The sequence below is a fragment of the Paenibacillus sp. Soil787 genome (assembly GCF_001429545.1).
Taxonomy (GTDB): Bacteria; Bacillota; Bacilli; order Paenibacillales; family NBRC-103111; genus Paenibacillus_E.
In genome coordinates this window covers 101,150-127,929 of record NZ_LMSP01000009.1, presented here as the reverse complement: position 1 = coordinate 127,929, position 26,780 = coordinate 101,150, and the positions used below count along the sequence as shown (strand labels likewise).

Genomic DNA, 26,780 nt, shown 5'->3' with positions numbered 1-26,780 from the left:
AGGGACTTCCGCCTGTCTAACTGAATATGTCATCTTTTGATCAAGAGGTTGAAATCTTACGAATGAGCGAGTATATGAGAGAAAAACGTTGGCCCCAGAGGGAGCCTCCAGAGGCTTTTATTTCTCCTGATTTATTGCCTATTCGATAAATAGAAGCTCCCAGGGACTCTTATTCTGATATAAATTCGAATTTTAATAATGAAATTTACAAATAAGAGCCTTTAGAGACTTCTATTTCAATATTTTTGGCCGAAATTGCTCAAATAACAGCCTTTAGAGACTCTTATTCGGGAGCGAGCTGGGTTAGAATGTTAGCGTGACTCGTACGCCCAACCCAAGACGCGTTACCAACAGCAGCCAAACTCGACATCATCCTCCCGTAAGTTACTCCTAAACCTAGACAAGAGGGGTTATCGACATCATCCTTCCGTTGAGTTACTCGTAAACCTGGACAAGAGGGGTTATCCACATCATCCTTCCGTTAAGTTACTCGTAAGCCTAGACAAGAGGGGGGGATCCACATCATCCTTCCGTTGAGTTACTCGTAAACCTAGACAAGAGGGGTTATCCACATCATCCTTCCTTAAGTTACTCCTAAACCTAGACAAGAGGGGTTATCCACATCATCCTTCCTTAAATTACTCATACGCCCAACCAAGATGCGTTACCGGCATCAACCAAACTCCACATCATCCTTCCTTAAGTTACTCACAACGCCCACCTCTGAGCGTCATCTCCATCACCTACCCGACATCATCCTCTCCAACTAGTATCATCAATCATCAATATTCCCAGCATGTGAGGTTAAAGTGTTTATTTATGAACTCGCCCCACATCCTTCAAGGAGTAAACCATCATATTCCGCTGACCAGCGACGAGAGAGATCATCCCTTCCAGGGATAGGCGTTTCAGCCATTCAGCTGCGATACGAATATTTACATTGCATTCGGCAGCAACTTCCAGAAGTCGTACTTTGCCGCTGCGACGCTTGGCTATTTGGATGATTAGTTGCTTCCGTAACACCCACTTGTCAGCTTCTAACAAGACGATAGGTGAGAGAGGGGGTATTTTAGCAGCTGGCTTCCTCGGAAGCATCACATAAACATTATTTTTCTGAACTATAYTTTTCTTGTCTTGCACAAATCCTGTTTGCTTCTGAACCACACTCATCTCGCCTTGCGCAAATCCCAGTTGCTCTTGAACTATACTTTTCTTGTCTTGCACAAATCCTGTTTGCTTCTGAACYACMCTCATCTCGCCTTGCGCAAATCCCAGTTGCTCTTGAACATTATTGTTCTTAGCTTGTACTAAACCAACTTGCTCATGAACAGCATTCCTGCCCTGCACTAATCCCAATTGCTCAAGAACAGCAATGTTCCTGCCCTGCCGCTCCTGAACCACGCTTAAATTCCCCCGCTGAACCATCAATTCAGAACCACTAATCCAACCGCCAAACCCTTGACGTCCCAATCCAAGTTCACGCATTTTTCTTAGCCAACCTTTGGTTTTACGTGCCATAATAATCGCCCCCCCTTTTTTGGTACGAAAAAAAGCACACCCGAACCGCAGAAATTCTGCAAGATCGAGTGTGCTTCACTCCGATAATCTATTACATTTATTTACAGTATAGAGGGCGCATTTCAAATATGCAACCTTTTTTTAACAAACGTTTACTTTTCTCGGCAAGTAGTGTTACTTTGATTTGAATTCACTTTTCTCGGCAAGTAGTGTTACTTTGATTTGAATTCACTTTTCTCAGCAAGTAGTGTTATTTTGATTTGAATTCACTTTTCTCAGCAAGTAACACTTTGCCCTGGTTTCATTATGTAAATCAACATTGCAAAAAAGCCAGCACCCGCTTCGCAAGTACTAGCTCTTTTATCAGAATTTACGCTTGCCCGGTCCGTCCGTCGATTGGGTGTCAGGCCACTCCTCTTGTGAGCGGCGGGTGCGGTAAAAGTACCAGCTATCATTCAGCAATCGGATTTGTCTGCGGTTTTTGTTCTGGAAGGCCCGCATTAATTGATTACAGAGCCATTGCGGCATATGCCCATCCCCTTCTTCGCCATGTAATAATAGCATATGAAGGATTACTTCGATGGGTGCAGGTCCTTTTGATTTGCGTTACTCAAATTCCTCTTCATACCACTGTTCCAGCTGGGCTTGAAGCGCGCGAATTTCAGTCAATAAGGAAATAAGCGGATACGACTTCTCCTGGATGCCAGCGAAGGTTTTTTCCAAACGATTGATATAATCTAAACCTTGAATGAGGGTATGCGCGGTGCCAACCAATTCCAAGTCGTCGCATTCTGCAATAACCCGTGGAAGCTGAGGGACATGGTCAGCGGTCAATTTCTCTAATTCTTTGTGCAATCTTTGATTCAGAGCAGTCAATTGATAAGAGTAGGAGGATGGCATTTCAACGAATTCTACCTGCTGTTCGGACTTTAGAATGACATATCGCATTTGCGGCATAAGGGTTGTTCAAATCCTTTCTTTATAAAGCTCTCGATCTTCTTTTCTACTTGACAGTATAGCCGTACATACGGTACAAATTCAAGTGAGAACTTGTCAAAGGAGCGAATGGGGATGGAGGATCGGGAGCTGCAGCAATGGATCGAGCAGATCTCTATGGATTCGTTTGGGAGGCCTTTTGTACATCAGGCGCGGTTTAACCGGAGGTTAAGGTCGACGGGCGGGCGCTATTTTACCAAATCCCATGATATCGAAATCAGTTGGATGCAGTGGGAAACATTTGGACGAGATGAGATTGAGAAAATCATTAAGCATGAACTTTGTCATTATCATTTGCATATATTAAAGCGTGGCTATCAGCACCGTGACAATGATTTTAAGACCTTGCTGGCGCAAGTTGGAGGTACCCGGTTCTGTCGTTCGCTGCCGCGGGCTTCCCAGAAGCAGTCCTATAAATATAGGTTGGAATGCGTCAATTGCAAAACCGAATACTACCGCAAGCGTAAAATGGATGTACGGAAATATGCATGTGGAAAATGTAAGGGGAAATTGAAATCGTATACACTTGACTTACCAGCGCCTTCATAATAGAATAATACTTGTTCATTCCCTGATAGCTCAGTTGGTAGAGCACTCGACTGTTAATCGAGTTGTCACAGGTTCGAGTCCTGTTCGGGGAGCCATATCTTTGGAGAGATACCCAAGTGGCTATAAGGGGACCCTCTGCTAAGGGGTTAGACTGCGTAAGCGGTGCGAGGGTTCGAATCCCTCTCTCTCCGTATCCGAATTTAGCTGAAATTAAGCTCAATGGCATTCATGCCGTTGGGCTTTTTTTGTTAGTTAATTACACTCATTTTTAACAGTTTCCTAACATCTATCAAACGAATTTCCGTTATAGTTGATCAAAAATAGATCAATGACGGGGGCAGATTTTGTGGCAAAATTGTTATCAATACGTGTGCGACTCCTTTTATTACTATTAGTTCCGTCCATGCTGTATCTAGGCACAAGTGTGTTTTTACTGCAGCAAAGTAAGTCCAATACGGAAGTATTGGCATCATCCCTTTATGAAACCACGAATAAAAGCACTTCGCTTATCTTGAATGCCGATCGTGATATGTATCAGGCATTGACAGCTTACCAGCTGTTGGTTTCGGGGACGTTGACAGCGGAAGAGAAGACGAAGCAGCTTAAAGCTCTCAAAGACAATATCGATCAAGCGAATACAAGGGTTGGACAAGCGGCAGATATTATGAATGCTAAACAGTTGTTACAAACAGCGCATACAGAGACGAAGCTAACCATTGAGCAGAACATAGCTGGTTTTCATACGTCTTTTGACCAATGGGTGAAAGAAGCGAATGCGGTTGTTCAGTCCTCAAGTACAGGAAAAGGGATTATTAATGACGCTAAATTAATAGCAACTTTTGAAAAAGGCCGCGAGGGCATGAATCAAATCGGTGAAATTTTGGATGCCTATGCGAAATCAAGTATTGAAGAGATCAAGGCTCAAAATGATAAAACGGCAAAATTGATCTACCTATCAATTGCAATTATTATCATTTTGCTCATGACAGCAGGATGGATGGTAATTAGTCAAATCATGAAAACGATCAAAAACATTGTGAAGGTTACCAGCCAAGTAGCGGCAGGAGATCTTCGTCATGAGCCTCAGATCAAGTATACCAAGTGCGAACTAGGCCAAATCACGGAATCGGTAGATAGGATGGTTTCGAAAATCAAAGGTTTGATCGGTACGATCGCTCACAATACGCAGTTCGTGCACGACGCTTCTATCGAGCTTTCGGATAGTTCCAAGGAATCGGCTACGGCCTCTGAGCATGTCGCTACCAGTATCCAAGAAATGACGCAGGACGTCGAGATACAGGCAAGAAGCAGTGCAGAAACGAGCCGAGCGATTGAGGAAATGACGATTGGGATTCAGAGAGTGGCTGAAAATTCAGGCGTAATGGCTGAGCACTCCTCCCTAACTTCTCGTCATGCCGAACTTGGCAATGACTTGCTTGGGAAGCTGCAGCAGCAAATTCTGAACATGTTGAAATCGGTCGAGCAGCTCTCACAAACTGTGCAATCCTTAACACGTAAATCCGATGAGATTGGTCTTATTGCATCGAGCATTACAACGTTTGCGAATCAAACGAATCTGTTGTCACTGAATGCTTCCATCGAGGCAGCTAGAGCGGGCGAGCACGGCAAAGGGTTTAATGTTGTTGCGAATGAAATTCGTAAGCTTGCCTCGCAATCGATCGAGTCAGCAGAGGGGATTAATCAGTTAATTCATGAGACAAGAGTCGAGATCGCCAGTGTTTCCGATTCCATGAATGCAACCAAGCAGGAAGCTAGTGCGGGATCGAGCATGATGCAGGAAGTGAATCAGAGCTTCCATACCATCATGCAATCGGTGACACACATTGTGACGCAAATTCATGAGACTTCAGCGATCACCCAGCAAATGTCGGCAAGCTCCGAGGAGATTTCCGCGACAATGGACCAATCGGCAACGAGTTCAACGCATATTTTGAACAAATCTCAAGGAGTTGCTGCTGCAACGGAGGAGCAGTTAGCGATGATGCAGAATATTGCTGCTGCCTCCGAACAGCTTAGATCTGTAGTAAATACATTAAATGAATCTGTTGCTTACTTTAAAATGAAGTAACTGCTAAATGTAAAAAGGCACTCCCTGTGAATGGTGGTTCACGGTGGCGTGCCTTTTTTTCGTAGATAAGACTTCCATGCCGCGTTGCGGCTACCACTGATGAATGAAAATTTTTAATTTTCAGGGCAGAAAGTATAAGTTTTATTACACTTCGCGTCATCAGTCTTGACAAACGCGCTCGTACTTGAAGGAAGACGGAGTCGTTTATCCTTGTCAGGTGTGGTTTTCCGCTGTCACAGGGGCAGCAGGCAAAAACGTCGTGCGATACGAACTTCAACGAAGCGTAAATCAGCTTTTGTAGAATGGCTGCATTTATACATCCTTTTTACCTCTTATTTAGCTTGGTAAATAAAATGCCTGCAAAAATACACTTTTTCGCAGCTACTTCTCAGGTACAAGCAGAAACGCTGCAATAATACTGTATATTTGCAGGAATTCCTCCCTAATCGTCGGACTCGATTGAAAAGCCTGCACTTTTGCAGGCTTTTTCAGTAAGTATAAGTTTTATACTTTTGCTTCGCATTTATCTTGACAAACGCGCTCGTCCCTGAAGGACGACGGAGTCGTTTATCCTTCGTTAAAACCAATGTTTACGTTTAAAGTAATACCACATCACACAGCTTAAGAGGATCATAAGGATCCAGACATACAGATATCCATAATCCCATTGCAGCTCGGGAATATTTTTGAAATTCATGCCGTACAGCCCGACGACAAAAGTTAGAGGAAGAAAGATCGTGCTAAAGATCGTTAATGTCTTCATAATTTCATTCATCCGGTCAGACTTCATACTCATTTGGAGCTCGAGAAGACCAGTTAGCGATTCCCGAAAAATGTCCAATGAATCCACAACCCGTGAGATGTGATCCATGATATCCAGGAAATAGACATCATCTTCTTCAAGTGTGTAGGGGAAGGAGTGATGCGCGATGGCGGAAAGAATAATTCTTTCCTCGACAATGACGCGGCGCAGCTGATGCATACTCCGTTTAAGTTGGAAAATATCCTGTGCAATGCGAATCCTAGGGTTGCGATACACGGCCTGTTCCATGCTATTCAGGCGATCATCAAAATGATCCGCAACGATGGAATAATCATCGACACAACGATCGAGTATCGCATGAAGAATGGCTCCTGGATGGCGTAATCGATCTTCAACTTTTTGGCAGGTATGGTAAAGCTGATCTATGAAGGGGAGGTTGTCCTTGTATACGGTTATCACAAAATTTGATCCGATCACAATCCCTATTTCCTTCGGTTCAAGCTGCTCGGATATCGCGAAAAAGGTTAAGAAAATGTGATTCTTATATGTATCCATCTTCGGTCGTTGGTTCAGCTTAATCGCATCCTCAATGAGTAGAGGGTGGCACTTGTATAAGTCGCCTAAGACATGTTTGACCTCATCGGGAGAGGGGTTCTCCATTCTCACCCAAGCTACTTCGTTTGGGCCGGGAACGCGTACCGTTTCCTCATGGACCGTTCCATGGGTAGATTCATAAATTAGCATGAATGACAAGCACCTCGAGTATGTTTGAATTGGTCTCAGCATACCATATTTGCCCGTGAGCATTCCAGATTTTGTGCTTGTCAACGAAGACAGAATCTATTATAATTACAAATGTCGTCAAAATGGGCTGCAAAAGCTTACAGACATTCGTGGCCCGTTGGTCAAGTGGTTAAGACACCTCCCTTTCACGGAGGTAACAGGGGTTCGAGTCCCCTACGGGTCATTCTTTACTTTCATACCTCGCGGTCGTGGTGGAACGGCAGACACACCATCTTGAGGGGGTGGCGCTCACAAGGCGTGGGGGTTCAAATCCCCCCGACCGCATCCCAGTTTTACACGCAGGAAACCCTTACTAGTTAAGGGTTTTTCTGTTTTATAACAGATGGAATGAATGCGGTAGTACAGCTTCATAAATCACCTTTGTTGACGAACTGTTGACGAATTATTTAAACGAGGATTTAGTTTTTTCTAGTTTATCCGCAGCCGCCCTACTTGATTTTCTTGCCCTTTCCAAAGCTCGCCAGCTTTCAACTTCTCAACTTTCCACTTATGATGATAAAAATGGGATAATGTTTATCATTTCTTTGGTGTTATCGAGCCAAATCGACAATTTAAGCTATCGACTTTTTATCTATTAATCCGATAAAATGTAATATATAAAATACAAAAAAGAAAAAGAATGTGAGCGATGATATTGAATCTTTAACTGGGCACTTGGATTCAAAGGAGCGAGTAGTGCAACCGAACATCCTAATCGGAAGGATGGATTCTATATGTTGAATAGGAGAGAACTAGACGTATACGAGATTCTTACACAGGTGGGACTCGATCTTGAAAGCTACGAAAAGTGGAAAGCAAGTGAAAATCTTTTGCCTCATATAAATTTAAAAAGTAAACCCCACTTTAGCTGTGAATAGCTGGTGGGTTTTTTTATATTAGTGTTCCCAACACGGCTCACTAAAATCTAATCGCTTTCAGTATGTATGTTGTTAGTGCTTCGGTACGTGACCTGACTTATCAGGTAGCGAGGAATATATGTAGTGGTTGTCAATAGAGGGTGATCATTACTAAATATAAATTTTTTTTTATATTCCTCTAACATGAATTGACATACAATTTCTTCATTTCTTAGTAAAATAATCCCATACATAAAAGTCATCCAAATCTCGAGGTCTTTGCAAGCGTTTGCAAAAGTTCGTTACCCAGATTCGATTTAATCAAAATTTGTTTACTATGACGGCTGGATTGCCTATATGGCTTGGGAGGTCTTTATTCGATAATGACACAAAAGATGCAGGAAATTGTAGAGCTTGACAATGAATGGATAGAGTTGATAATGAATGCACGAAGCATGGGAATTACAATTGAAGAAGTTCGTTTATTTTTAAATGAAGTAAATAAACAACAATGCTTAAAAGAAAAAGAATGATTAGCAGAAAGATTGACTAAATGAAAAAAACGAAAAAATACCTGACTTCAAATTTGAATCCGGTATTTTTTGGTTTTATGTTCCTACTAAAGAAATCTGTTATAATATGGTTATAATTTTAATAAGAGGGATAGATGCTATGATCGGACAACGTATAAATAAATTGCGTTTAGAAAAAAAAATATCTATATCCGAACTTGCCGAACGTTCTGGAGTAGCCAAGTCCTATATAAGCAAATTGGAAAAGGGCACTAAGGCTAACCCTTCCATTCAGTTGCTTGAAAAAGTAGCGGATGCTCTAGAGGTCACTATCGATGACATATTACATGACAAGGCTCCTGCTCAGGAGGAAGAAGAAATAGACAAGCAGTGGTTCAGCTTAATAAGAGAAGCGATGGCATCTGGTGTAAGTAAAGAACAATTTCAAGAGTTTTTAGAGTTTAATAAATGGAAAATAGAGAATAAGGATTGATCATAATTTAAACGCTCCATGAGTTAATTGATTATATACCAAACACCGCGGATACCGCGGTGTTTGGGTTGTTTATATATTTATTGGATTTGCTGATTGGAGCTGACAATGGCAGTTGAAGTTCCGGAAGCACTGTTATGGACCTCGACCTTCCAAGTACCGACAATTGGATTTTCAAAACTCATTTTTTCCGGATTAGATCCGTATCCAGTATACGTCACTTTGGTAGAGGAATTGTTGCTTGTGTTTACTTGTAGGCCGATTCCACTTACATACTGACTATTAAATCCGAAAGTTTCTCCTGAAGGGCTAGTGATGTTCAAATCAGGCCAATTCAAGCCAAGTTCTGGTGAAAACAAGCTGCTTACATCCAATTCAAGGTTTTGGCTGCTTGAAGTAACGTTAATGGTTCCTACAAGAACATTTGCGTTAGCTGGAATTGTTTTTGCAAGTGTCCATGGATTAGGATTGTTTTTTACTTGTACAGCTTCAAACTCAATATTGGCTATGCCGTTGGTACCTTGGTAAGTATTATCTGCTGCCTTCTTGAAAGCATAATTGATCGTAAAAGCTTTGCTTTGCCCGGCAGGAATTTGGAAAACTTCAAAGTTGTTTAGTGTAAGAGGAGTTGCACCGCTAAACAAAGCACCGGATGTTGTGATTTTTTTAACGCGAACCCATGCATCCAGAGAACCTGTATTTGTCACACTAATTGTTTTGGTACCAGCATCGCCAGGGGCCATATTATTAAAAACAACATCCGTTGTAGAGAAAACCGGTGCATTCCCAGCAGTAATGCTTACAGATCCGGAAGCAAAAGTATTGTTTGTGTTCGAAGCATTAGCCGTGAATAAAGCGGACGTACCTCCTGCCACTAGGGCTGTACCCAGCGCAGTAATAAGGAGCATGGATGTTACTTTGCTTTTTATCGTTTTCATTTGTTAATCCTCCCAAGGTCCTATTAGTTGTTTTTGGTTTGCTCAGCATTGACTTGGATAGAGTATGTAGCATTCTTACTTTGATATGCGTTACCCGCATCCAGCGGTAACTGCCATTTAACATACAAGGTTTCGGTTCCTCCATTTGGAGCCAGTACGCGGTTGTTGTCTCCAGGAACAATTTCTTGTGTCATAGCTGCGTCAGAGTAAATTTTTACAGTCAAAGGATGGTTGTCGCCAGGGTAAGCTGCTGCCAAACCACCGGTTAAAGTGGATGCGATATCATAGCGAAGATTCAGAGATCCGGTGTTAGTAACAACTACGGGGCTGCTGCCAGAATCGCCAGGAGCGATATTCGAGATATTAAAGTATTTCGCCACAGTATCCGCTTTATCGAGAGTGATTTTTACAGTACCTGCTGTAAAGCTATTGTTGGTGTTGCTTGCTGAAGCTGTAAACAAGGCCGATGTTCCGCCTGCTATTAAAGTTGCACCCAAAGCGGTTGTTGCCATTGCCATTATGAGTTTCTTCTTTAATCCTGTCACCATAGTTCTACTTCCTCCTTGATATTGGTTTTTATTTTGAATCATCTCTTTTATATAGAGAACGATTTCAAACAAGTTAAGATTTAACAGCTTCTTCATGTGCATCAGGTTTCTCATCCATTCTGGATATCATTTTCCACATTCCGAATACTTGCCAGAGAACAAGGAGGGCTCCAGGTACAATCAGCAATGCGATGATGCCTACTTTTGATTTCACAAAATCGGAGATATATCCAAAGTACGGAATGGTAAACCCAACATATTGGCCTACAATATAGCCCGCCGGGATGGGATTGGCATCTTCTACATCATTGGCATCACCTTTAGTGATGTATTGCACATTATTACTGGATTTTTGAACTTCTTTTATCCGGTGGGTGATGAGCATGTCTGGATTTTCTAAGGATCGGTATGTAATAACATCGCCTTGAGTTAAGCTGTTTTTGTCTATATCTGGTTTGATTGCAATCACTGATCCGGTGTGGATACCAGGCTCCATGGATCCAGAAAGAACCGTCATAATCTCATATCCGGCAATCTTTGGCTTACCGCCATTTAACTTTGATGTGATGACTGAAAATAGGGTGATTGCCATAGCTAACGCCAGGATGGTGTTGAGAGTCCAGTTAATAATTTTCTTGAACTTCATGAAATACACTCCTTACAGATATTTGTTTGGTGGATCCTGTCTTCCAATTTTGATCGTTATACCATTTTGAAATTCTTTCTTTCTACCCCCATAGGGTGTATTACTACTTGTTGTGACATTAGAGGCTTCTGCTGGAATCGACGGAACAGGATCAGATTTTGATGCAGGAGAGATCATACTTGTAGACTCATTTGGAGTAGTTATATGAAGGAAATAAGCCCCTTCTTTACCGTAGGTAGAGTAAGTAACCGTTTGAGTTCCATAAACCGATGAAGCAACGCTTGTATCGTAAACAGACTGGGAAATTGTTTGTTTTGCATAGACGGCATCAGTAACATTCACTTCGTATACATTTTTTGTTATTGTCGTATCCTGATCATATATATCTCCCGTAACGCTTGATCCGTATACAGACCGAGAAACCGTCGGTTGTAACTTGTTCCCATTTGAACTAAGAAGTGTTTCATACAACTGATACACCATATCGATTGCTGGCTTTGCTTGCATATAGGCAATTTGCACGTAAGTATTTACCCTCTGTACGGACTGAAGATTGGTTTGAGCATCAATTAGTTGAGTTTGGTCTACCAAAGGCTTTTTCTTTAGTTGGTTATAAAGGGATTGCATACTATCCAACTCTGTTTGAGCCCTTATTGCGTATTGTTCAAGTTCAGAATATAAAGCTGCTGCTTCATCCAACGAATTTTTGGCGCTAACTGATAATTGTTGAATTTGCATAAAAAGTAGAGGACTTTGTTGGTTTTTTTCTTTCGGCAGGGATATTAAAAGAGCCTGTAGACTCTGAACCTGCTCTGATGCATGATCGGTATTACCTTTGACCTTGTTAGCCATGTCCTGTACCGTTTGAGGAAACACAAAGGCTGAAGAAAAATGGCCTGTATTTACTTGAGCCTGACTCCTCATTACGGCATATGAGGGTGTGGTTATTAATGATAGAGAAAATGCGGCACTAAAAGGGAAAATGGAAATGAACCGAATTAACCGAATAAAACCTTTACGACGTTTTTTTCTTAATTGTTTTAAACGGCTAGTTCGCATTCTGAAAGCTCCTTTCTACCACCGTTTATCATTGTCGTTCGTTATTAAGAATCAATCACAAGGTTGAGTATATAGGAATATTCTCCCTAAATAAAACCTCATTTAAAGCCAAATGTTCTCTACAGAGAACGAAATGTGGGTTTTATCTTACAATTTCTCCTGATATCACTATATTTCGTTCTTTTTAGGAAACTAAACCATGAATTATAATGAACATTAATGGTTAAAAGGGGAACTGACTATGTTAGGAGAAATCATCCAACATCCATACCAGAAGTCCTGCATCTAATTGCTTTGAATATTGGTTATGAGTAAGATCGGAATTGGCTCGATGCGCAGATTGTTGGCTTTGCTTTTGCAGCAAGCTCTTATGGTATCGGGAATGGCAAATGAACCGGGGAGAGTCGTATCCATCGGTTAGAACTAGATGTAAAGAGAAGGTCTCCAATGAGACCTTCTCTTTTGTGCGCTTGGCAGTGCATTGACTAAGGACCACCCTAGGTCTCGGGAGTTAAGAGGACTGGATTCGGGGAAAAGTATAACAAGTGATCCGACACGCGAGTTGTCGGGGCGAACTCTGACCCAAAGGCGAGAGAATCGTGCGAAGCCTGGAACCGTGGAAGAAAAGCTACTGAACGTGGAAGAGATACATGTTGTTCAGACAGAAGCCGGGGAGCCAAGAAGCGCGAAGAACCGGGGCCGAACAAACGGGTAGACATGTACAATGATCAACATCCCCAGAGAGGATAATCATGGAGGAGCCGTATGCGAGGATCTTCTTTGTGTTATATGTAGTGAATCGTTACCTCACTTCTGACTAGAAATCTTAGATTAATACCTGTCTGGCCAAGCCCCTTAGAAATGTAGTAAGTCCCGAATTGATTTTTATGGAGCCCCTTATATATCCCCATCCTTGGCAATTTACCAGCGTCTTTGAATCTAAACAAAAATGGAATATTAAATTGTTTACCATGCAGATGTCCAGCCATTAAATAATCATAGTGCTTGTTTAAATTTAGAACGATATTAGGATCGTGGGTAATAACGACTTTAGTTCTACTGTGATCAACAGTTTGAAACGATGTTTCTATGTTGCTTTTGCCTGAATTAAAATCATCAATTCCGATCAATTCGAATTGATCTAAATGAACCGATTTATTCCTCAATAAATGTAAACCATATTTTTTTAGTAGTTTGATTAAATCCCGAACTTTTTTTTGCTTATAATCATGGTTTCCAAGAACACAGTAAATTGGAATGTTACAGATAGCCAAAGCTCTTAAGTATTTTTCTAGTTTAGGAAGGCTACTACGACGTCTGGTAAAATCACCTGTAACAAAAATATAATTTGGTTTCTCACGATTAATAAGTGTTGTAATTTTTGATGGGCTTATTCTTAATCGTTCCACATGCAAATCACTAATCTGCAGGATTTTCAATTTTAAATCCAAAGGATATTTAATCCGCTCAATTTTCAACCATTGTGTAGGTAAGATAAAACTTATATAAAATAAGAGTATTAGAAGCATTAGGGACAAATAAACCACTCGACCATTCTCCTCTTAGAAAATTCATTTAATATATATTCTTTATATTTTGGATTATCCCTTTCCCTGTTAAATTGTCGAAAGGGGTCCTTTTTCTATTTCTAACTTATAGGAACGTATCAGACAAAGCAAAAAAGATACAATAAAAGTACGGACCAAATGAAAGTGCTTACAACGAATGATATGGGCATGAACATGTGAAGGGTGATGATGGATGTTATGAGTGATTGTCCCAACACTGCATTAGGATTATTTAACAGTATTATTTTAAGTTTATTGTTTTGGACAATAATTTTTAGTTTAAACTGGTTCATCCATTTGATGTAAATTAGCGAAGTCACTTTATGAAATTTCCTAATCGTATTTTTCTTGTGCAGATCACAGTTGAAATGGGCTCCAAAAAATAGCTCAGGAAAATTTTCCTTCCCCCATCTTGCCGTAATTGGCTTGTGAGGGATTTTTGTTTTATTTTACTGGTATTTGTCGCATTTGCGGAAAAGGCTATTACCATGCCATACTATGACTAATAATAACGTATCCCGATATTGTAAAAGCAATCAAATCTGCCAAGAAACGTGGAGTTGTTGTTCGGTTGATCTCAGATAAAACAGAAGCGAAGACTAAAACTCAAGATGAGGCATTAAAATTGTTGGGTAGTGTTGGGATACCAATCAAAATAAATAAACATAGTGGGCTCATGCATTTGAAGGTGACTGTTGCTGATAAAAAGGTTAGATTTGATCAAGGAAAATAAAGATGGTTAGTGAAATATAGAGTTCGTTAGTGAAATTTGCAGATGTAAACAAATATACTTAAATCATTTGACCGATTCATGACAGCAGCTCGCTCTCAGGTCGTAAAATCCAAGCAACGATGAGATGATTGATTCATAATCGCGTTAACCTGGTACGCCCTCCTACTCTCTGCTTTACATAATTCATGAATTTACTGAACATGATGATCATCACAAAAAACAAATTTTAAGTGTTCTTGATTAAGCTAAACGCAGAACGATAGTGAAGGAGCTTGCCTCGCGGCAGCTCCTATTTTTGTTCCATTCAAGTAACGGGCAGGATACTTCCAATATATGTTAATATAGAAACGGTAGAATTCTGCGAAGAAAGAGATGAAATCCGTTGAAGTATTTAGGCGTAGGAAATACTTGGATACTCTGAGGATGGATCGGCCACTATCGGATATAAATGCAGCCAAAGATAATGGTTTAGTTGCAATAGGATGTAATTTTGATTTATATGTAGATGAGTCTAATGCTTATTCTCAAAAGTTGACTATATTTCTACTCAGAAACCGCATCAAGTCTTCCACTCATGATAATTTCAAACAATTGGTCGATCTTTGGATAATCCTTTCAAGCAGGGGTTGTTCTTAAATAAAATGGTAATTGATTACGAAAATTAAACTAAACACACCTCCAAAGAATTACGTGTTATTTTTCATGAAATATAGAGAATTCCAGAGATAACATTAGATAATAAAAGAAAGATGTGGATGTATGCGCCTTCACAATATTTATTCTATTCATATTGCCACCAATTCATATAAAAACAAATTTTACATTATTTACATATGAGAGTATTATTCAATTCATCAACTAAATACTGTTCCTAAATCGCTTAATCCTGAAAAGGAACGGGGGAACCATTCGCGGTAACTATTGAAAATAGTTTATCGCAAGGGGGTGAATCCTACAATGCAAATACTTTTATTTGTAATGTGGGTAGGGCAATCTCGCTGCCCGAATCCGTCAGCTAACCTCGTAAGCGTTGACTGAGAGAGGATGACTGCCATGATCAATTATTATTGACCACGGAGAGCCATGTGCTTCTGTGGTTTTTTTGTATTGCCAATAATTGGGATTACAGCAAAAGATAATGTGTTTAAAAGTTGTCACCAAACCATTTGTATTTAGAAGAGAGGGGGATGTATTTGCTCATCCTGTATATCATTAGTTTTTGGGTGGGACTGATTCTCACTTTAATTACATGCTTCGTTGGGGGACTCGGTAACCATCATTATCATTTTCATTTGGGTAACCACTCAACTGATTTTCATGGAGGTCACTCGCCGTTCAATCTTTCAACCATCCTTGCATTCCTTACAGGATTCGGAGGAATAGGGTATATCCTACTCAATAACAGCTTCATCAGCGGAATACTAATCATCTTAATCGCCGTAATCGCTGGTTTTATTATTTCCGCATTATTGTTCATTTTCTTATCTAAAGTATTGCTGCGCGATGAGAGTGTGATGAAGGATATGGATTACCAACTTGTTGGCACACTAGGTACGATAAGTATTCCAGTTCAATTAGAGAGTATTGGAGAAATGAAATTTATTTTACATGGAACAACACGCTCTATTGGTGTGAAGGAGCAGGATGGATACATGATCCCTAAAGGTACAAAAGTGGTCATTCTGAAAGTTGAAAAAGGGATTGCAGTAGTTTCTATGTTTGAGAAACATGAAATCTAAATCCATGATGAGGTGCATGTACTATGGTTGCTATTTATGTTGTCAGTGCCATTGTTGTTGTCGTTTTATTGCTCTTATCTAGTATGATTAGTGCATATAAAAAAGTCCCTCCCAATCAAGCGTTAATCGTTTATGGTCTTGGTGGGAAACGAGTAATACAAGGTGGAGGCTTGTTTGTAATGCCCGGATTACAGAACTCTAAGACAATTTCAATGATGCTTATGAGTTTTGATGTAGTTCCGCAACAATCGATGTTCTCTAAACAAGGTATTGCACTCAATATTGAAGCCGTTGCACAGATCAAAATTAAAAGTGATCCTACGGCCATCCTCACAGCAAGTGAGCAGTTTCTAGAAAGACCCGATACCGAGCGGGAAAATATCATCTTGCACTCTATAGAAGGACATCTTCGTGGTATAGTCGGACAATTAGAAGTTTCTTCAATTTTGAAAAATCCTGAGGAAATTAACAGTAAAATGCGTCAGACGTGTTCGGAGGATTTAGACAAAATGGGGTTGGAAGTTGTAAGCTTCACGATAAAGAGGGTTATGGATAAGCTTGGTTATATAGATAATTTAGGAGTTCCTGAAATTGAAAGAGTTAAGAAGGAAGCCGCTATATCGCGTGCCCAAAATGAGCGGGATGTTGCAATTAACAAAGCTGAAGCAGATAAAGCAGCAGCCATTGCACAGGCTAGTGCACATCAAGAGCGAATTGAAGCTGAATCTGCTTCAAAAACCAAAGAATCTGAGCATCAGAAAGAGCTTGAAGTGAAGCAAGCAGAATTCAAGTTGGAAGTAGAAGCAAAGCGGGCACAAGCGGACCTTGCTTATGAGTTGCAGCAAAACAAACTACAACAGCAAATTATCACGGAGAAAGTTCGTATTAGTCAATTGGAGGCTGAAGCGAATGCCAAAGTTCGTGATGCTGAGATAGGATTGAAGGAAAAAGAATTACAGGCAAGTATAATTAAACCTGCGGAAGCGGATAAACATGCTGCAGTGATTCGTGCAGAAGGTGAAAAATCAAAGGCGATTCTTCAAGCGGAAGCAGAAGCAGAATCCACAATAAAACGTGGAGACGCTAATGCATTGGCTGCGCTTGCCAAAGGTAAAGCCGAAGCTGAGGTCATTAAGATGGCCGGCCTCTCTGAAGCAGAAGCATTGGAGAAAAAAGCAGATGCTTATAAAGAATATACGCAACAAGCATTAGTCGTTGAAATGCTGAGGATCTTGCCTGAGCTTGCAGAACGCATTGCACAGCCATTGTCTAATGTGGACAAAATCACAGTTATTTCGCAGGATAGTACAACTACTGGTATAAACAAAATCACTTCAGACATCACAAAAATGATGTCCTCAGTTCCAGAGCTAACACAAACATTAACGGGTTATCCGCTAATGGATATTATCAAAAACGTTCTTCACCCATCGATCCCGGAATCGAATATAGTTAAGAAGATTGAGTGAGGTAAAACTAAACATTGAAAATAGGGGTATGCTTCTCAAGTTTATACGGAAGTGGGAAATGCTCCGCATCGTTGATCCTGAGGTCACATCTGCAATGAAATCCGGAATTTCTCTATTCAATAAACAAGATAACTTTAACGAAAGGCAAGTGATTGACCTATGATTAAGCAACGAATTGAAACAATGGAAAAAGAAATTCCCGATAAGAACAAAGATATCGTACTTTATGCCAAACATGTGATCAAATCTCTTGATGAATTTGAAGATCATCACCGAAATCTTATTGCGGCTCAAGCCATTGCCGGCATCAAGCCAGTAGGCGCTCAGGAAGTTGCGTTCTACGAAACAGTGAAACTGATGAAAGAGCAAATCATTTCAACGTTAGAGCAAACCGTTGACGATCTCAAGCACAAGGGCGACAAATATCACGAGAAGCACTTCCCGGACGGAGTCGAATAAATAGCACACAGGATTCGTTGGCGACCTACTAAAAACAAACCATTATTAGAACCGTATTTGAATTGATAGGGAATGCTTCACAACCATTTATTTACAAACGTTTGCTTTAAGCGACTAATTACTGAGAAGAGGAACTTATCAATGGAAATTCAGACTAATTATCAGAAGCAAGTTAACGGAGCTAAGAAAAGTATCAAGTACGTCGCAGGCGGAGCTGTTGTATTACTCCTAGGATTCTCTATGTTCAGTACGGTAGAGAACGGTCATGTGGGATTTCGTAAAACATTAGGTAGCATAAGTTCTACAGAGCTTTCTCCAGGAGCTCATTTTAAATGGCCGTTTGTTACTAGTATTGTTCAAGTCAATACACAAGTGGCTAAAGCGGAATCTGATGCTGCTGCTTCTTCAAAAGACTTACAACCTGTACACAGTCATGTAGCTCTTAACTATACAATCGATAAAGATGCAGCTTACCAACTATTGACAGATGTTGGAGTTGACTTTGACGCAAAAGTAATCAGCCCACACGTTCAAGAAGTATTCAAAGGTGTAACAGCTAAATACAGTGCAGAAGAGTTGATTTCTAAACGGGAGCAGGTTGCATTAGAAACCAGTGATCTTTTGAAAAGAGCTTTATTTAATTATCATATTGATGTTAAAGATATTTCTATTGTTAACTTCACCTTCTCTGAGGCATTCAATCAATCCATCGAACAGAAGCAAATCGCTGCTCAGAATGCTATGAAAGCTCAAAACGATTTGGATAAAGCAAAGATTGATGCGCAGCAAAATGTAGTAAAAGCGGAAGCTGATGCAACTGCTGCTAAGGCAAAAGCTGATGCTGATTTATATGTGGCGCAACAGCAAGCAAAGGGTAACCTGGAATTAGCTAAGTCAATCACTTCTGAGTTAGTTGACTATCAGTTTTTGAAAACTTGGAAAGGTGATGTACCTACGGCCTGGGGTAATGGTTCTATAATCAATATGCTACCAAGCAAGAATCAAGAATCTACTGCGACACCTGCTCCTGCAAAAACAAAATAATCCGTCGTTTCCAAAATGACAGGTTTTCACACCCGCTTTTTATACACCCTCATTGCAAAGAAATATGCTACCAACAAAATCCCGACGCACCATGCAAGAGCGACCCATATATCATTGCCCACCGGCTGACCTGATAGTAGTGCACGGATGGCTTCCACGATCGAGGTCACCGGCTGGTTTTCGGCAAAGGCTCTAACGACAGAGGGCATCGACTTGGTCGGCACAAACGCCGAGCTGATAAACGGCAGGAAGATAATCGGGTAGGAAAAGGCGCTTGCGCCATCCACCGTTTTTGCGGTCAGTCCGGCAATCGCCGCGACCCAAGTTAATGCTAGCGTAAACAGCGCGAGTATGCCGGCTACTGCAAGCCATGGCAGTAGCCCCGCCGACGAACGAAAGCCCATAATCAACGCTACGAGAATGATGACGACAACCGATATGGCGTTGGATACAAGCGAGGTCAGCACATGCCCCCACAGTAAGGCGGAACGTGAAATCGGCATGGAGTGGAACCGCTCAATTATGCCCCGTTGCTTATCCAAAAACAGGCGGTAAGCCGTATAAGCAATACCGCTTGCAATCGAAATCAGCAGGATACCGGGCAACAGGTAGTTCACATAGTTATCCGTACCGGTTTGGATTGCGCCGCCAAACACATAGACGAACAGCAGCATCATCGCAATCGGAGTGATGCAGACCGTGAAGATGGTGTCCATACTGCGGAAAATATGGCGCATGGAACGTCCAAGCATAACGCCCATATCGCTGAAAAAGTGTTTTTTTGCCGCCTCCATTTACTTTGCCTCCTTTTTGCCGATGATTGCGAGGAATATTTCCTCCAATGTCGGCTGTTTTTCAACATACTCCACCTTTGCGGATGGGAACAGCTTTTTTAGCTCGGAGAGCGTGCCGCTGGCGATAATCCTGCCCTCATGCAGAATGGCAATTCGGTCGGCAAGCTGCTCAGCCTCCTCCAAATACTGTGTGGTTAGGAGTACCGTCGTGCCGCCGTCGGCAAGCTCCTTGACAATCTTCCAAACCTCGATGCGCGCCTCGGGGTCAAGCCCAGTGGTCGGCTCGTCGAGGAAAATGATCTGCGGTTTTCCCACAAGGCTCAAGGCGATGTCGAGCCTGCGGCGCATACCACCCGAATAAGTAGACGCCCTGCGGTCGGCGGCGTCTGTCAAGCCGAAGCGTTTAAGCAAGTCGTCCGCAACCTGACGCGGATTTTTGAGGTATCGCAGCTTGGCAATCATGATCAGATTTTCCCGACCGGTTAAAATTTCGTCCACTGCGGCAAATTGCCCAGTCAGACTGATCGCCTGCCGAACATTCTCGGGTTTTGATGCAACATCGAATCCGTTTACTGTGGCAGTTCCGCTGTCTTGTTTGAGCAGCGTGGTGAGGATTTTGACAACCGTTGTCTTGCCCGCCCCGTTGGAGCCGAGCAGGGCGAAAATACTGCCCTTTTCCACCTCGAAATCAACGCCCTTTAGGACTTGATGCTGCTTGTAAGACTTTTGCAGTCCAATGACTTGAATCGAATTATTTTGCATAACTTCCCCCTCCTTATCGAATAGTAACCTTGGACAAATCGGCCCCCATGCCTTTAAGCGAAGCATAGGTCAGCTTATCCATGACTGCACCGTCAAAGCAGATCGTTTTGATGGAACGGTAATACTTATTGGTCAACGAAAAATACGCTTGAAAAGACACATTCTTGAATGTAGCGCCCCTAAACGAAACTTCGTTTAATGCCGACTTGTCAAACTTAACGCCGATAAAGGTTTGCCCGTCAAGACGCAGCCCGCTCAGGTCGGAATATTTGAAGGCCACGCCGTCAAAGATACAACCTTCAAAAATAGTTTTTCTAAGGTCGGACATGTAGAACGTGACGTCGGTCAGTTTTACACCTGTGAATTTTGCTCCGTCCAGTCCTGACGTGCTGAAGGTAGTGTGTAAAAGGATTGATTTATTGAAGCTCGCATTTGAAAGGTCATTGACGGATAGGTTGCAGTCGGTCAGATTTGCGCTGTCAAAATTGGCTTCACGTACATCACTGCTCTTAAACGAACTTCCGGTCAAGTCTGCGCCCGCAAAGTCGGCACCGCGTAACGCGCTAGCATTAAATTGACCTTTATGGGCCCTAACGCCTGCAAAGTCGCTCATTGCCAGGTTGCTTGCGCTAAAGTTTGTCACTACTTGCCGTTCCAGTGAGCGGGAGAGGTTGGCGACTTCCAATATCGTTTGTTCGATGTCGCCGATGCTCTCAATGGTCAAAGTAAACGCGGTTTCATCGTCTTTGCCCTCGGCTTTGAGTTCACGATATCGCTCCTGCAAATCGGAGTGTAGGTCTGCTTTTAATTCGGTGACGCTTTTTACCCCATCGTATGGCGTAAACACACCGTTCAAATAGTTCGTCAATTTCGGATTCATCATAAAAATCTCTCCCTTATAATAAATTTTCTAGTACGCGCTTTGAATACTCCCAATTGCTTTTGTTACGGGCGTAAGCACCTTTGCCTTTTTCGGTAATCCTAAAATACTTTCGACGTCCGCCCTGAGATTCATCGCCCCAATACCACTCAATATCGCCGTCTGTTTCAAGCCGCCGGACGCTGGAGTACATCGTGGCTTCCTTTAATTCATACTCGCCGCTTGAGCGCTCGGCGATCAGTTTAACAATTTCGTACCCGTAGCGGTCAGCTTCGGATAAGAGTCGTAAAATCATCGTATCGGTATGTCCGCGCAGCAAGTCGGATGTAATTTTGTTCTCGTTCATGTAATCACCTCACATCCATATAATACGACACACTACTATGTCTGTCAAGGTAGTATTTTAAACAAAATACTTTGTTTGGTAGCATGAGGTTATTACGAGTAAATTCCTCTAACAAAGGAACATATAAATTTTGTGCTTTACAAGATTATGGAAAAAGGAGTAAGATTCAATAGGTTAAAATAATTGAATACATAGCTGAATTTTCGAAATGAAAAACGGGGGAACCAAACTTTAGGGGTGAATCTGTACAACAAAGTACAGTAGGGTTATTCTCACAGTCCGAATCCGACAGCTAACCTCGTAAGCGGATAGTGGGAGGGTAGCTGACGATATCACAAGGTCTAACCTTGTGTTTTTTTGATTTTTTAGGAAATACTATCTACACTGCAAGAAAAAGTAATTATTGTATTTTGGGGGCTATGATGTGAGTACGGATTCAATTAAGAAGTTTTTATTCGGAAGACCATTAAAATCAAGTGAAATCGAATCTGAGAAAATGCCTGTTTGGAAAGCTCTTCCGATTTTATCCTCGGATGCCTTATCTTCTGTCGCTTACGGGACCGAACAAATTTTGTTGGAATTAGCTACTGTTGGAATTGTTGCTTTTTCATTTTCTCTTCCCATTGCGATTGCTATCATCTTACTCATTGGGATACTCGTCATTAGCTATCGTCAGGTCATTGATACATATCCACAGGGCGGCGGAGCCTACATGGTTTCTAAAGAAAACCTGGGGATGTTTTGGGGGAGATTAGCCGGTGTCTCCTTGTTAATTGACTATACGTTAACCGTCGCTGTTTCGATTTCAGCGGGAGTAATTGCGATTACATCTGCATTTCCACAAACTACGCCCTATACAGTAGAGATATGTATACTGCTCGTCATAATTATGGTTTTTATTAATTTACGTGGAACATCTGAGTCTGGATCCATTTTTGCATTTCCAACGTATTTGTTTATTTTATGTATGATCGCTTTGGTTGGTAAAGGAACTTTTGATGTACTTACAGGAGCTGCGACTGCACCCCATGGTATTCCATTGACAACAGTAATGCCATCGGGTTTAACTTTGTTTGTCTTGTTAAAAGCCTTTTCATCTGGCTGTTCGGCGGTTACAGGAATAGAAGCCATATCAAATGCTGTTCCTCACTTTCGTCGACCATCAGAAAAAAATGCTAAAATGACGCTTATTTCACTAGCTTTGTTATTAGCGGTCATTTTTGGTGGTGTTACAGTTCTCGCCTTGGCTTATCACGTGTCGCCAGACCCGAAGGGAAGCGAGTCGGTTTTATCAATGGTCACGGAACAAGCTTTTGGTCGTGGAGTTATTTACTACATCACACAAATTGCAACGATGTTGATTCTGGTTCTTGCAGCGAATACAAGTTTCAACGGGTTTCCGATTTTGGCCTCTATCATGGCACAAGATAAAAACTTTCCTAGGGTCTTTTCAAACCGCGGGGACAGATTAGCATTTAATTACGGTATTATAACGCTTGGTATACTATCTATCATTTTACTTATTGTTTTTGAAGGGAAAACGGATCTACTTATTCCTTTATATGCGATTGGGGTATTCCTATCCTTTACCTTGGCACAAGGTGGATTAGTCTTAAAATGGGTCAGGGAGAAGAAGAAACGCTGGTTTCAGAAGTCAATAATAAATGGATTCGGGGCCATAGTCACATTGGCCGTTGTGATCATTTTTAGCATCACCAAGTTTTTGGAGGGTGCCTGGATCGTTATCGTGATAAGTCCGATTATGTTATGGATGATTTCGAAAGTTTATCGTCATTATGAGGATGTGGCGGATGAATTAAGAATAAATTTAGAGGAACCTTTGCCAAAAAGAGATGAACTTGTCGTGATCATTCCTATTGCGGGAATACACAGAGTCGTGGCAGATACAATAACTTACGCTAAATCGATTTCACCCAATGCTATTGCTTTCTACGTTTCTTTTTCAGATGAAGATGAAGATAAATTTCAAGAAAAGTGGGAAAAGTGGAATCCCGGCGTTAGATTAGTTGTATTCAAATCTCGGTATAGAACAGTGATAAGGCCGTTAATTGAATTTATTAATCGAATCGATACAAACACTTCTGAAAGCAACAATATAATGGTCTTACTTCCGCAATTTGTAACGAAAAAATGGTGGCACCGTTTACTGCATAATCAATCCGCAAATCGGATAAGAAAAGCTCTCCAATCTAGAAAAGATATTGCTGTTACAACAATACCGTATCATTTACACGATTAAATTCGGATAAGGATCATAAAAAACAGTCAAAGACTTTAACCAAGTCCGAGGCTGTTTTTTTGGAATCATTCTAATGCTTGATTTTCATGAAAAGCTCAATTTGATGCTCTTCCTTCACCTGGTTCATAAATTCATGAAGTTCTTCCTCTGTTTCACATACGGCGGTGTGCTCCAACCAAACAAAGAATTTTTTCTTAAGTATGGCTGAAGCATGAAGGGGGTATATGTCCCGAGATTTTATGATATACAACCCAGAGGAAACTTCATTCCAAGGTGACTTGAAAATAGTACGGATGGATAACCGGGTCCGATTCTCCCAATCCTGTTTTTTTTGCTTGTTTCTAATGGACTGATACAGTCTCATAATGATCTGTTGATCGGATATCTCGGTCCATTTTGAAAACCCTGATAGAATCGCATTTTGTGTGATATCGGACCGTTCTTTAGAAAACCAGTAACCAACAATAACGGGGAAATGATGATCTTCTTCTAGCCATAAGACACCAAACCACTCGTAAACTAAATGAATCGGATTTAACAAATTGGGTACTACCCCTAAATAATAAAAGGGAGAGGAGGCCATAGCATTTCTCCTTTTGACTTAAGACTTTCATGATGATCAACGTGTCATTTGCTACACAATTGTAACGTTGAATCGTATAAAAAGGGGGTAAAAAATCACTGGAAAATGTATAAAAATACCATAAAAACGCAAAGCCTCAGATGCATTGAAAAAACGAAATAAGTCTCTCCACAGCGTTTCCTTGATACTCTATGCAGGTTAATTGAATTATCAACCATGGTTGAGTCGGGTGAATACAAAATGATTTATATTGGTATCTGAGCTAAACGAAGAACGTTTGTTGAGAGGCTTGCTTCGCGGCAGAGATCCCTCTTTTGTTTATCAAAGTAATGGTTAGCATGATCCATTGTTGTAATTTGGAGAAGATAAACTTGGATTCAAATGGGTGTACTATGGGGAAAACTTTATTATCGGAAGAAATGGCGGACCACATAGAAAATAGAGTAAGAAATGTATGGGATATTAATAAAGCCTATTGGTACCCCTTATTTGATTGTAAGAGAAACGATATAATAGCTTTAGCGGGTAACGTTAAAAATAGGGGATGTAGTAAGATTGCATTTTATTTTAAGTCATCCAGATGGAGATAATCCTCGAGCGGAGAGGATGTGGGTTGAGGTAACTGGTAGGAAGTTATTTTGCAAAAAATACATTGGAATACTGATTAATCAGCCTCTCTATATTAATTCACTCAACGCAGGAGAAATAATTGAATTTGAACCTAAGAATATTGCTAGAGTAATCATTAAAAAAGACGATCCGCACTGGTTAGAAATTGGGGAGGATAAGGCTTTAGTATCAAAGAAATGTTTGGAAAAGGGATGGACAATTCGTTGGTTATATCGCGAGCAATCAGACCGGAAGGAAGACAGTGGTTGGAGATTGTTCGAAGGTACAGAATCTGAAGAGTATAATAATGATCCTTCCAACGTAAAAATCATTGATGTATATTATCTATGTGAAAATTGCTACTGCGGATAAATTGAAAGTAAGTGGATAATTCATATAAAAATGTCCCTTCAAATAGCAGCTGGCTAAAGGATGTGAGTTTGGAAATTGCTTAATAAACTCTTCTCGCTTTTCTCAAAGAAGGAAAATAAGAAAGATAAATTTCCCATAGTACATTCAGTTGCTGTTTATAAACGTGATACTGGTGGTATGTTATTGTTTAATCCATTAGCTAAACATCCTACCGGTGGAAGTGCAGCGACAAATAAGACAATCATTTTAGATGAAGAAATAAACCCAGAAGCTCTAGGTACAACTTTGAGACAAGCTCTCGTTCTATCCGAATCTGAACTATCCTGGAGTGAATCCATAAAGGGGGATATATGTAAGGACGGGCAGGTAAAAAATATGAATCAGTTTGTAAAGAAGTTTTCTTGTGTCGGAGTTAGATTTTGGGTTGAAAAAGGGATTTACGTAATTTCTCCAAATAAAAAGTATAAATCATCCGGATATATTTCAGAAAAAAATGATCCTGTGTTTGAAATTGGTATTAATTCTAGTGAGATTGAACTGGGGCGAACGTTATTACAAGCGTTTAATCACTGTAAGTAACACATAATTCAAGAAAAATAAAGGCTTCATTATTTTAAAAGTTTATTGAGCTAGCGGAGAACAATAGTGGAATGATTATGAAAGGAGCAGGCGCAACGGCGACCTGCTCCTTGTCGTTGAAATAACTGTCATTGTAGTTGGAAGGGTTTCCTCAAATCCTGTAGAATTTTTTATAAGTCTCTACATTCTGGATGTCTGTTTTTAATATAGAAAAACAAGATACTCGAGAGGAGCTTAACGATGCAAATAACCGAAGTTCGAGAATATATCCCTCAGTTGCGAAAAGCGACGGCTGTTTTAAAGATTTAAAAAGCCTTCTCTTATGACAGGAAATATCTAGTTTACGAAGGTGATGACAAACCGTCTTATGTGCTTCGCACTGCAACGTTTAAGCAGACCGAACTCAAACGTAAGCGGCCCCTGTGTGAATATTTAGAAGAACAAGATCGTCAGCTAGCACATGAGAATATCCTATTAAAGGTTGATATGAAAAGGATTAATGAGTTTGCATTTAAAGGAGAAGAATTTCATGTGCTAAAGAATTTATTACAGCGTATTGCAGATTCTCAAATAACAAAATCCCCCTGCCGCCTGCAGGTCATTCAACTGTGTAGGTTTTTTCAGAAATCCTTCACTTCATTTCCCCGCTGTATAACAACCACTCTGCCATCCTCAAAAATATCAACAAAATACTCCCACGCCATTATTCCGCTTATACCCACAGATCCGGTACATATCAGGCGGTTCAACACCAAAAAAAGTAAGTTTACCAAAGCGATTGCCAGGGCACTGGTTGATGGAATCATCGATGCTGTAAGTTAGCTAAAGAGCC

Annotated in this window: 27 protein-coding genes, 4 tRNA genes, 1 pseudogene and 3 riboswitches; of the genes and pseudogenes, 18 read left to right on the top strand and 14 right to left on the bottom strand. The window is 40.9% G+C overall.

Annotated elements, in window-relative coordinates:
• Window positions 1–813: 813 nt before the first annotated feature.
• The 3 genes from ASG93_RS11350 to ASG93_RS11345 form a co-directional block, all read right to left on the bottom strand.
• Window positions 814–1,518 carry a hypothetical protein gene (locus ASG93_RS11350; protein WP_056831921.1) on the bottom strand — a complete coding sequence of 235 codons (705 nt, stop codon included), beginning with the start codon at window positions 1,516–1,518 and terminating at the stop codon, window positions 814–816.
• A gap of 363 nt (window positions 1,519–1,881) precedes the next feature.
• Complete coding sequence (cmpA, locus tag ASG93_RS35005) at window positions 1,882–2,046, bottom strand: cortex morphogenetic protein CmpA (protein WP_090818813.1); 165 nt, start codon at window positions 2,044–2,046, stop codon at window positions 1,882–1,884.
• Between the two features lie 78 nt (window positions 2,047–2,124).
• Window positions 2,125–2,475 carry a hypothetical protein gene (locus ASG93_RS11345; protein WP_056831919.1) on the bottom strand — a complete coding sequence of 117 codons (351 nt, stop codon included), beginning with the start codon at window positions 2,473–2,475 and terminating at the stop codon, window positions 2,125–2,127.
• 114 nt (window positions 2,476–2,589) lie between these two features.
• On the opposite strand from ASG93_RS11345, the gene ASG93_RS11340 reads away from it, so the two are divergent.
• The 4 genes from ASG93_RS11340 to ASG93_RS11325 all read left to right on the top strand — a co-directional run bounded on the left by ASG93_RS11340 (window position 2,590) and on the right by ASG93_RS11325 (window position 5,152).
• Entirely contained in the window at window positions 2,590–3,063 is a 474-nt protein-coding gene (locus ASG93_RS11340; RefSeq protein ID WP_029198616.1) for a SprT family protein, read from the top strand.
• 19 nt (window positions 3,064–3,082) lie between these two features.
• Window positions 3,083–3,158: transfer RNA gene (locus tag ASG93_RS11335), tRNA-Asn, on the top strand.
• Window positions 3,159–3,165: 7 nt separating this feature from the next.
• Window positions 3,166–3,254: transfer RNA gene (locus tag ASG93_RS11330), tRNA-Ser, on the top strand.
• Between the two features lie 155 nt (window positions 3,255–3,409).
• Window positions 3,410–5,152 (top strand): methyl-accepting chemotaxis protein, encoded by a 1,743-nt coding sequence (locus tag ASG93_RS11325; RefSeq protein WP_056831916.1) that lies wholly within the window; start codon window positions 3,410–3,412, stop codon window positions 5,150–5,152.
• 577 nt (window positions 5,153–5,729) lie between these two features.
• Here the strand turns inward: ASG93_RS11325 and corA are convergent.
• Window positions 5,730–6,659, bottom strand: a complete 930-nt coding sequence (gene corA, locus ASG93_RS11320) for a magnesium/cobalt transporter CorA (RefSeq protein WP_056831914.1) — start codon at window positions 6,657–6,659, stop codon at window positions 5,730–5,732.
• 151 nt (window positions 6,660–6,810) lie between these two features.
• On the opposite strand from corA, the gene ASG93_RS11315 reads away from it, so the two are divergent.
• From ASG93_RS11315 to ASG93_RS11305, 4 genes are all read left to right on the top strand, one after another.
• A tRNA-Glu gene (locus ASG93_RS11315) sits at window positions 6,811–6,882 on the top strand.
• Between the two features lie 19 nt (window positions 6,883–6,901).
• Window positions 6,902–6,983: transfer RNA gene (locus ASG93_RS11310), tRNA-Leu, on the top strand.
• 348 nt (window positions 6,984–7,331) lie between these two features.
• Window positions 7,332–7,415, top strand: a riboswitch (cyclic di-GMP riboswitch).
• A gap of 523 nt (window positions 7,416–7,938) precedes the next feature.
• Window positions 7,939–8,088 carry an anti-repressor SinI family protein gene (locus ASG93_RS34095; protein WP_082614853.1) on the top strand — a complete coding sequence of 50 codons (150 nt, stop codon included), beginning with the start codon at window positions 7,939–7,941 and terminating at the stop codon, window positions 8,086–8,088.
• Between the two features lie 139 nt (window positions 8,089–8,227).
• Window positions 8,228–8,560, top strand: a complete 333-nt coding sequence (locus ASG93_RS11305) for a helix-turn-helix domain-containing protein (protein WP_056831912.1) — start codon at window positions 8,228–8,230, stop codon at window positions 8,558–8,560.
• 80 nt (window positions 8,561–8,640) lie between these two features.
• Here ASG93_RS11305 and ASG93_RS11300 read toward each other — a convergent pair whose 3' ends face one another.
• The 5 genes from ASG93_RS11300 to ASG93_RS11280 form a co-directional block, all read right to left on the bottom strand.
• Window positions 8,641–9,498 carry a TasA family protein gene (locus tag ASG93_RS11300; protein ID WP_056831910.1) on the bottom strand — a complete coding sequence of 286 codons (858 nt, stop codon included), beginning with the start codon at window positions 9,496–9,498 and terminating at the stop codon, window positions 8,641–8,643.
• A 23-nt stretch (window positions 9,499–9,521) separates the two neighbouring features.
• Window positions 9,522–10,142: a TasA family protein gene (locus ASG93_RS11295; protein WP_162262846.1), complete on the bottom strand. Its 621-nt coding sequence runs from the start codon at window positions 10,140–10,142 to the stop codon at window positions 9,522–9,524.
• Window positions 10,120–10,692, bottom strand: a complete 573-nt coding sequence (gene sipW, locus ASG93_RS11290; protein WP_056831906.1) for a signal peptidase I SipW — start codon at window positions 10,690–10,692, stop codon at window positions 10,120–10,122. The genes ASG93_RS11295 and sipW overlap by 23 nt, the downstream gene beginning before the upstream one ends.
• 12 nt (window positions 10,693–10,704) lie before the next feature.
• Complete coding sequence (locus ASG93_RS11285; protein WP_056831904.1) at window positions 10,705–11,751, bottom strand: hypothetical protein; 1,047 nt, start codon at window positions 11,749–11,751, stop codon at window positions 10,705–10,707.
• Window positions 11,752–12,536: 785 nt separating this feature from the next.
• Window positions 12,537–13,298 (bottom strand): metallophosphoesterase, encoded by a 762-nt coding sequence (locus ASG93_RS11280; protein ID WP_235550818.1) that lies wholly within the window; start codon window positions 13,296–13,298, stop codon window positions 12,537–12,539.
• A gap of 526 nt (window positions 13,299–13,824) precedes the next feature.
• Between ASG93_RS11280 and ASG93_RS34090 the strand changes: the two genes are divergently transcribed.
• From ASG93_RS34090 to ASG93_RS11260, 6 genes and pseudogenes are all read left to right on the top strand, one after another.
• Window positions 13,825–14,052, top strand: coding sequence for a phospholipase D-like domain-containing protein (locus ASG93_RS34090; RefSeq protein WP_082614851.1), 228 nt, complete (start codon window positions 13,825–13,827; stop codon window positions 14,050–14,052).
• A gap of 435 nt (window positions 14,053–14,487) precedes the next feature.
• Window positions 14,488–14,688 (top strand): annotated as a pseudogene (locus tag ASG93_RS36295) (hypothetical protein); the annotation flags it as partial.
• Between the two features lie 231 nt (window positions 14,689–14,919).
• A riboswitch (cyclic di-AMP (ydaO/yuaA leader) is annotated at window positions 14,920–15,098 on the top strand.
• A 147-nt stretch (window positions 15,099–15,245) separates the two neighbouring features.
• Entirely contained in the window at window positions 15,246–15,791 is a 546-nt protein-coding gene (locus tag ASG93_RS11275; protein WP_056831902.1) for an NfeD family protein, read from the top strand.
• A 23-nt stretch (window positions 15,792–15,814) separates the two neighbouring features.
• The gene (locus tag ASG93_RS11270; protein WP_056831900.1) at window positions 15,815–17,260 is read left to right on the top strand and encodes a flotillin family protein; all 1,446 of its coding nucleotides are present in this window, start codon (window positions 15,815–15,817) and stop codon (window positions 17,258–17,260) included.
• Window positions 17,261–17,419: 159 nt separating this feature from the next.
• A complete protein-coding gene (locus ASG93_RS11265; RefSeq protein ID WP_063891853.1) occupies window positions 17,420–17,719 on the top strand; it encodes a hypothetical protein in 300 nt (99 codons plus the stop codon).
• A 141-nt stretch (window positions 17,720–17,860) separates the two neighbouring features.
• Entirely contained in the window at window positions 17,861–18,763 is a 903-nt protein-coding gene (locus ASG93_RS11260; protein ID WP_056831898.1) for a prohibitin family protein, read from the top strand.
• A 26-nt stretch (window positions 18,764–18,789) separates the two neighbouring features.
• Here the strand turns inward: ASG93_RS11260 and ASG93_RS11255 are convergent, their stop codons facing one another.
• From ASG93_RS11255 to ASG93_RS11240, 4 genes are read right to left on the bottom strand one after another with little or no spacing between them, the layout of a single operon-like run.
• Window positions 18,790–19,557: an ABC transporter permease gene (locus ASG93_RS11255; RefSeq protein WP_056831896.1), complete on the bottom strand. Its 768-nt coding sequence runs from the start codon at window positions 19,555–19,557 to the stop codon at window positions 18,790–18,792.
• A complete protein-coding gene (locus ASG93_RS11250; RefSeq protein WP_056831894.1) occupies window positions 19,558–20,319 on the bottom strand; it encodes an ABC transporter ATP-binding protein in 762 nt (253 codons plus the stop codon). It lies immediately after the preceding gene.
• Window positions 20,320–20,332: 13 nt separating this feature from the next.
• A complete protein-coding gene (locus tag ASG93_RS11245; RefSeq protein ID WP_056831936.1) occupies window positions 20,333–21,199 on the bottom strand; it encodes a pentapeptide repeat-containing protein in 867 nt (288 codons plus the stop codon).
• Between the two features lie 16 nt (window positions 21,200–21,215).
• On the bottom strand, window positions 21,216–21,545 hold the full coding sequence (locus tag ASG93_RS11240) for a PadR family transcriptional regulator (protein WP_056831892.1): 330 nt from the start codon (window positions 21,543–21,545) through the stop codon (window positions 21,216–21,218).
• A 183-nt stretch (window positions 21,546–21,728) separates the two neighbouring features.
• Window positions 21,729–21,868: riboswitch (cyclic di-AMP (ydaO/yuaA leader) on the top strand.
• Between the two features lie 101 nt (window positions 21,869–21,969).
• On the opposite strand from ASG93_RS11240, the gene ASG93_RS11235 reads away from it, so the two are divergent.
• On the top strand, window positions 21,970–23,805 hold the full coding sequence (locus tag ASG93_RS11235) for an APC family permease (protein WP_056831889.1): 1,836 nt from the start codon (window positions 21,970–21,972) through the stop codon (window positions 23,803–23,805).
• 70 nt (window positions 23,806–23,875) lie between these two features.
• Here the strand turns inward: ASG93_RS11235 and ASG93_RS11230 are convergent, their stop codons facing one another.
• On the bottom strand, window positions 23,876–24,388 hold the full coding sequence (locus ASG93_RS11230; protein ID WP_056831887.1) for a hypothetical protein: 513 nt from the start codon (window positions 24,386–24,388) through the stop codon (window positions 23,876–23,878).
• Window positions 24,389–24,943: 555 nt separating this feature from the next.
• Between ASG93_RS11230 and ASG93_RS11225 the strand changes: the two genes are divergently transcribed.
• The 3 genes from ASG93_RS11225 (at window position 24,944) to ASG93_RS11215 (ending at window position 26,770) form a co-directional block, all read left to right on the top strand.
• Window positions 24,944–25,369, top strand: coding sequence for an immunity protein Imm33 domain-containing protein (locus ASG93_RS11225; protein ID WP_056831885.1), 426 nt, complete (start codon window positions 24,944–24,946; stop codon window positions 25,367–25,369).
• Between the two features lie 75 nt (window positions 25,370–25,444).
• On the top strand, window positions 25,445–25,948 hold the full coding sequence (locus tag ASG93_RS11220) for a contact-dependent growth inhibition system immunity protein (protein WP_056831883.1): 504 nt from the start codon (window positions 25,445–25,447) through the stop codon (window positions 25,946–25,948).
• 369 nt (window positions 25,949–26,317) lie between these two features.
• Window positions 26,318–26,770 (top strand): hypothetical protein, encoded by a 453-nt coding sequence (locus ASG93_RS11215; protein ID WP_056831882.1) that lies wholly within the window; start codon window positions 26,318–26,320, stop codon window positions 26,768–26,770.
• Window positions 26,771–26,780 lie beyond the last annotated feature (10 nt).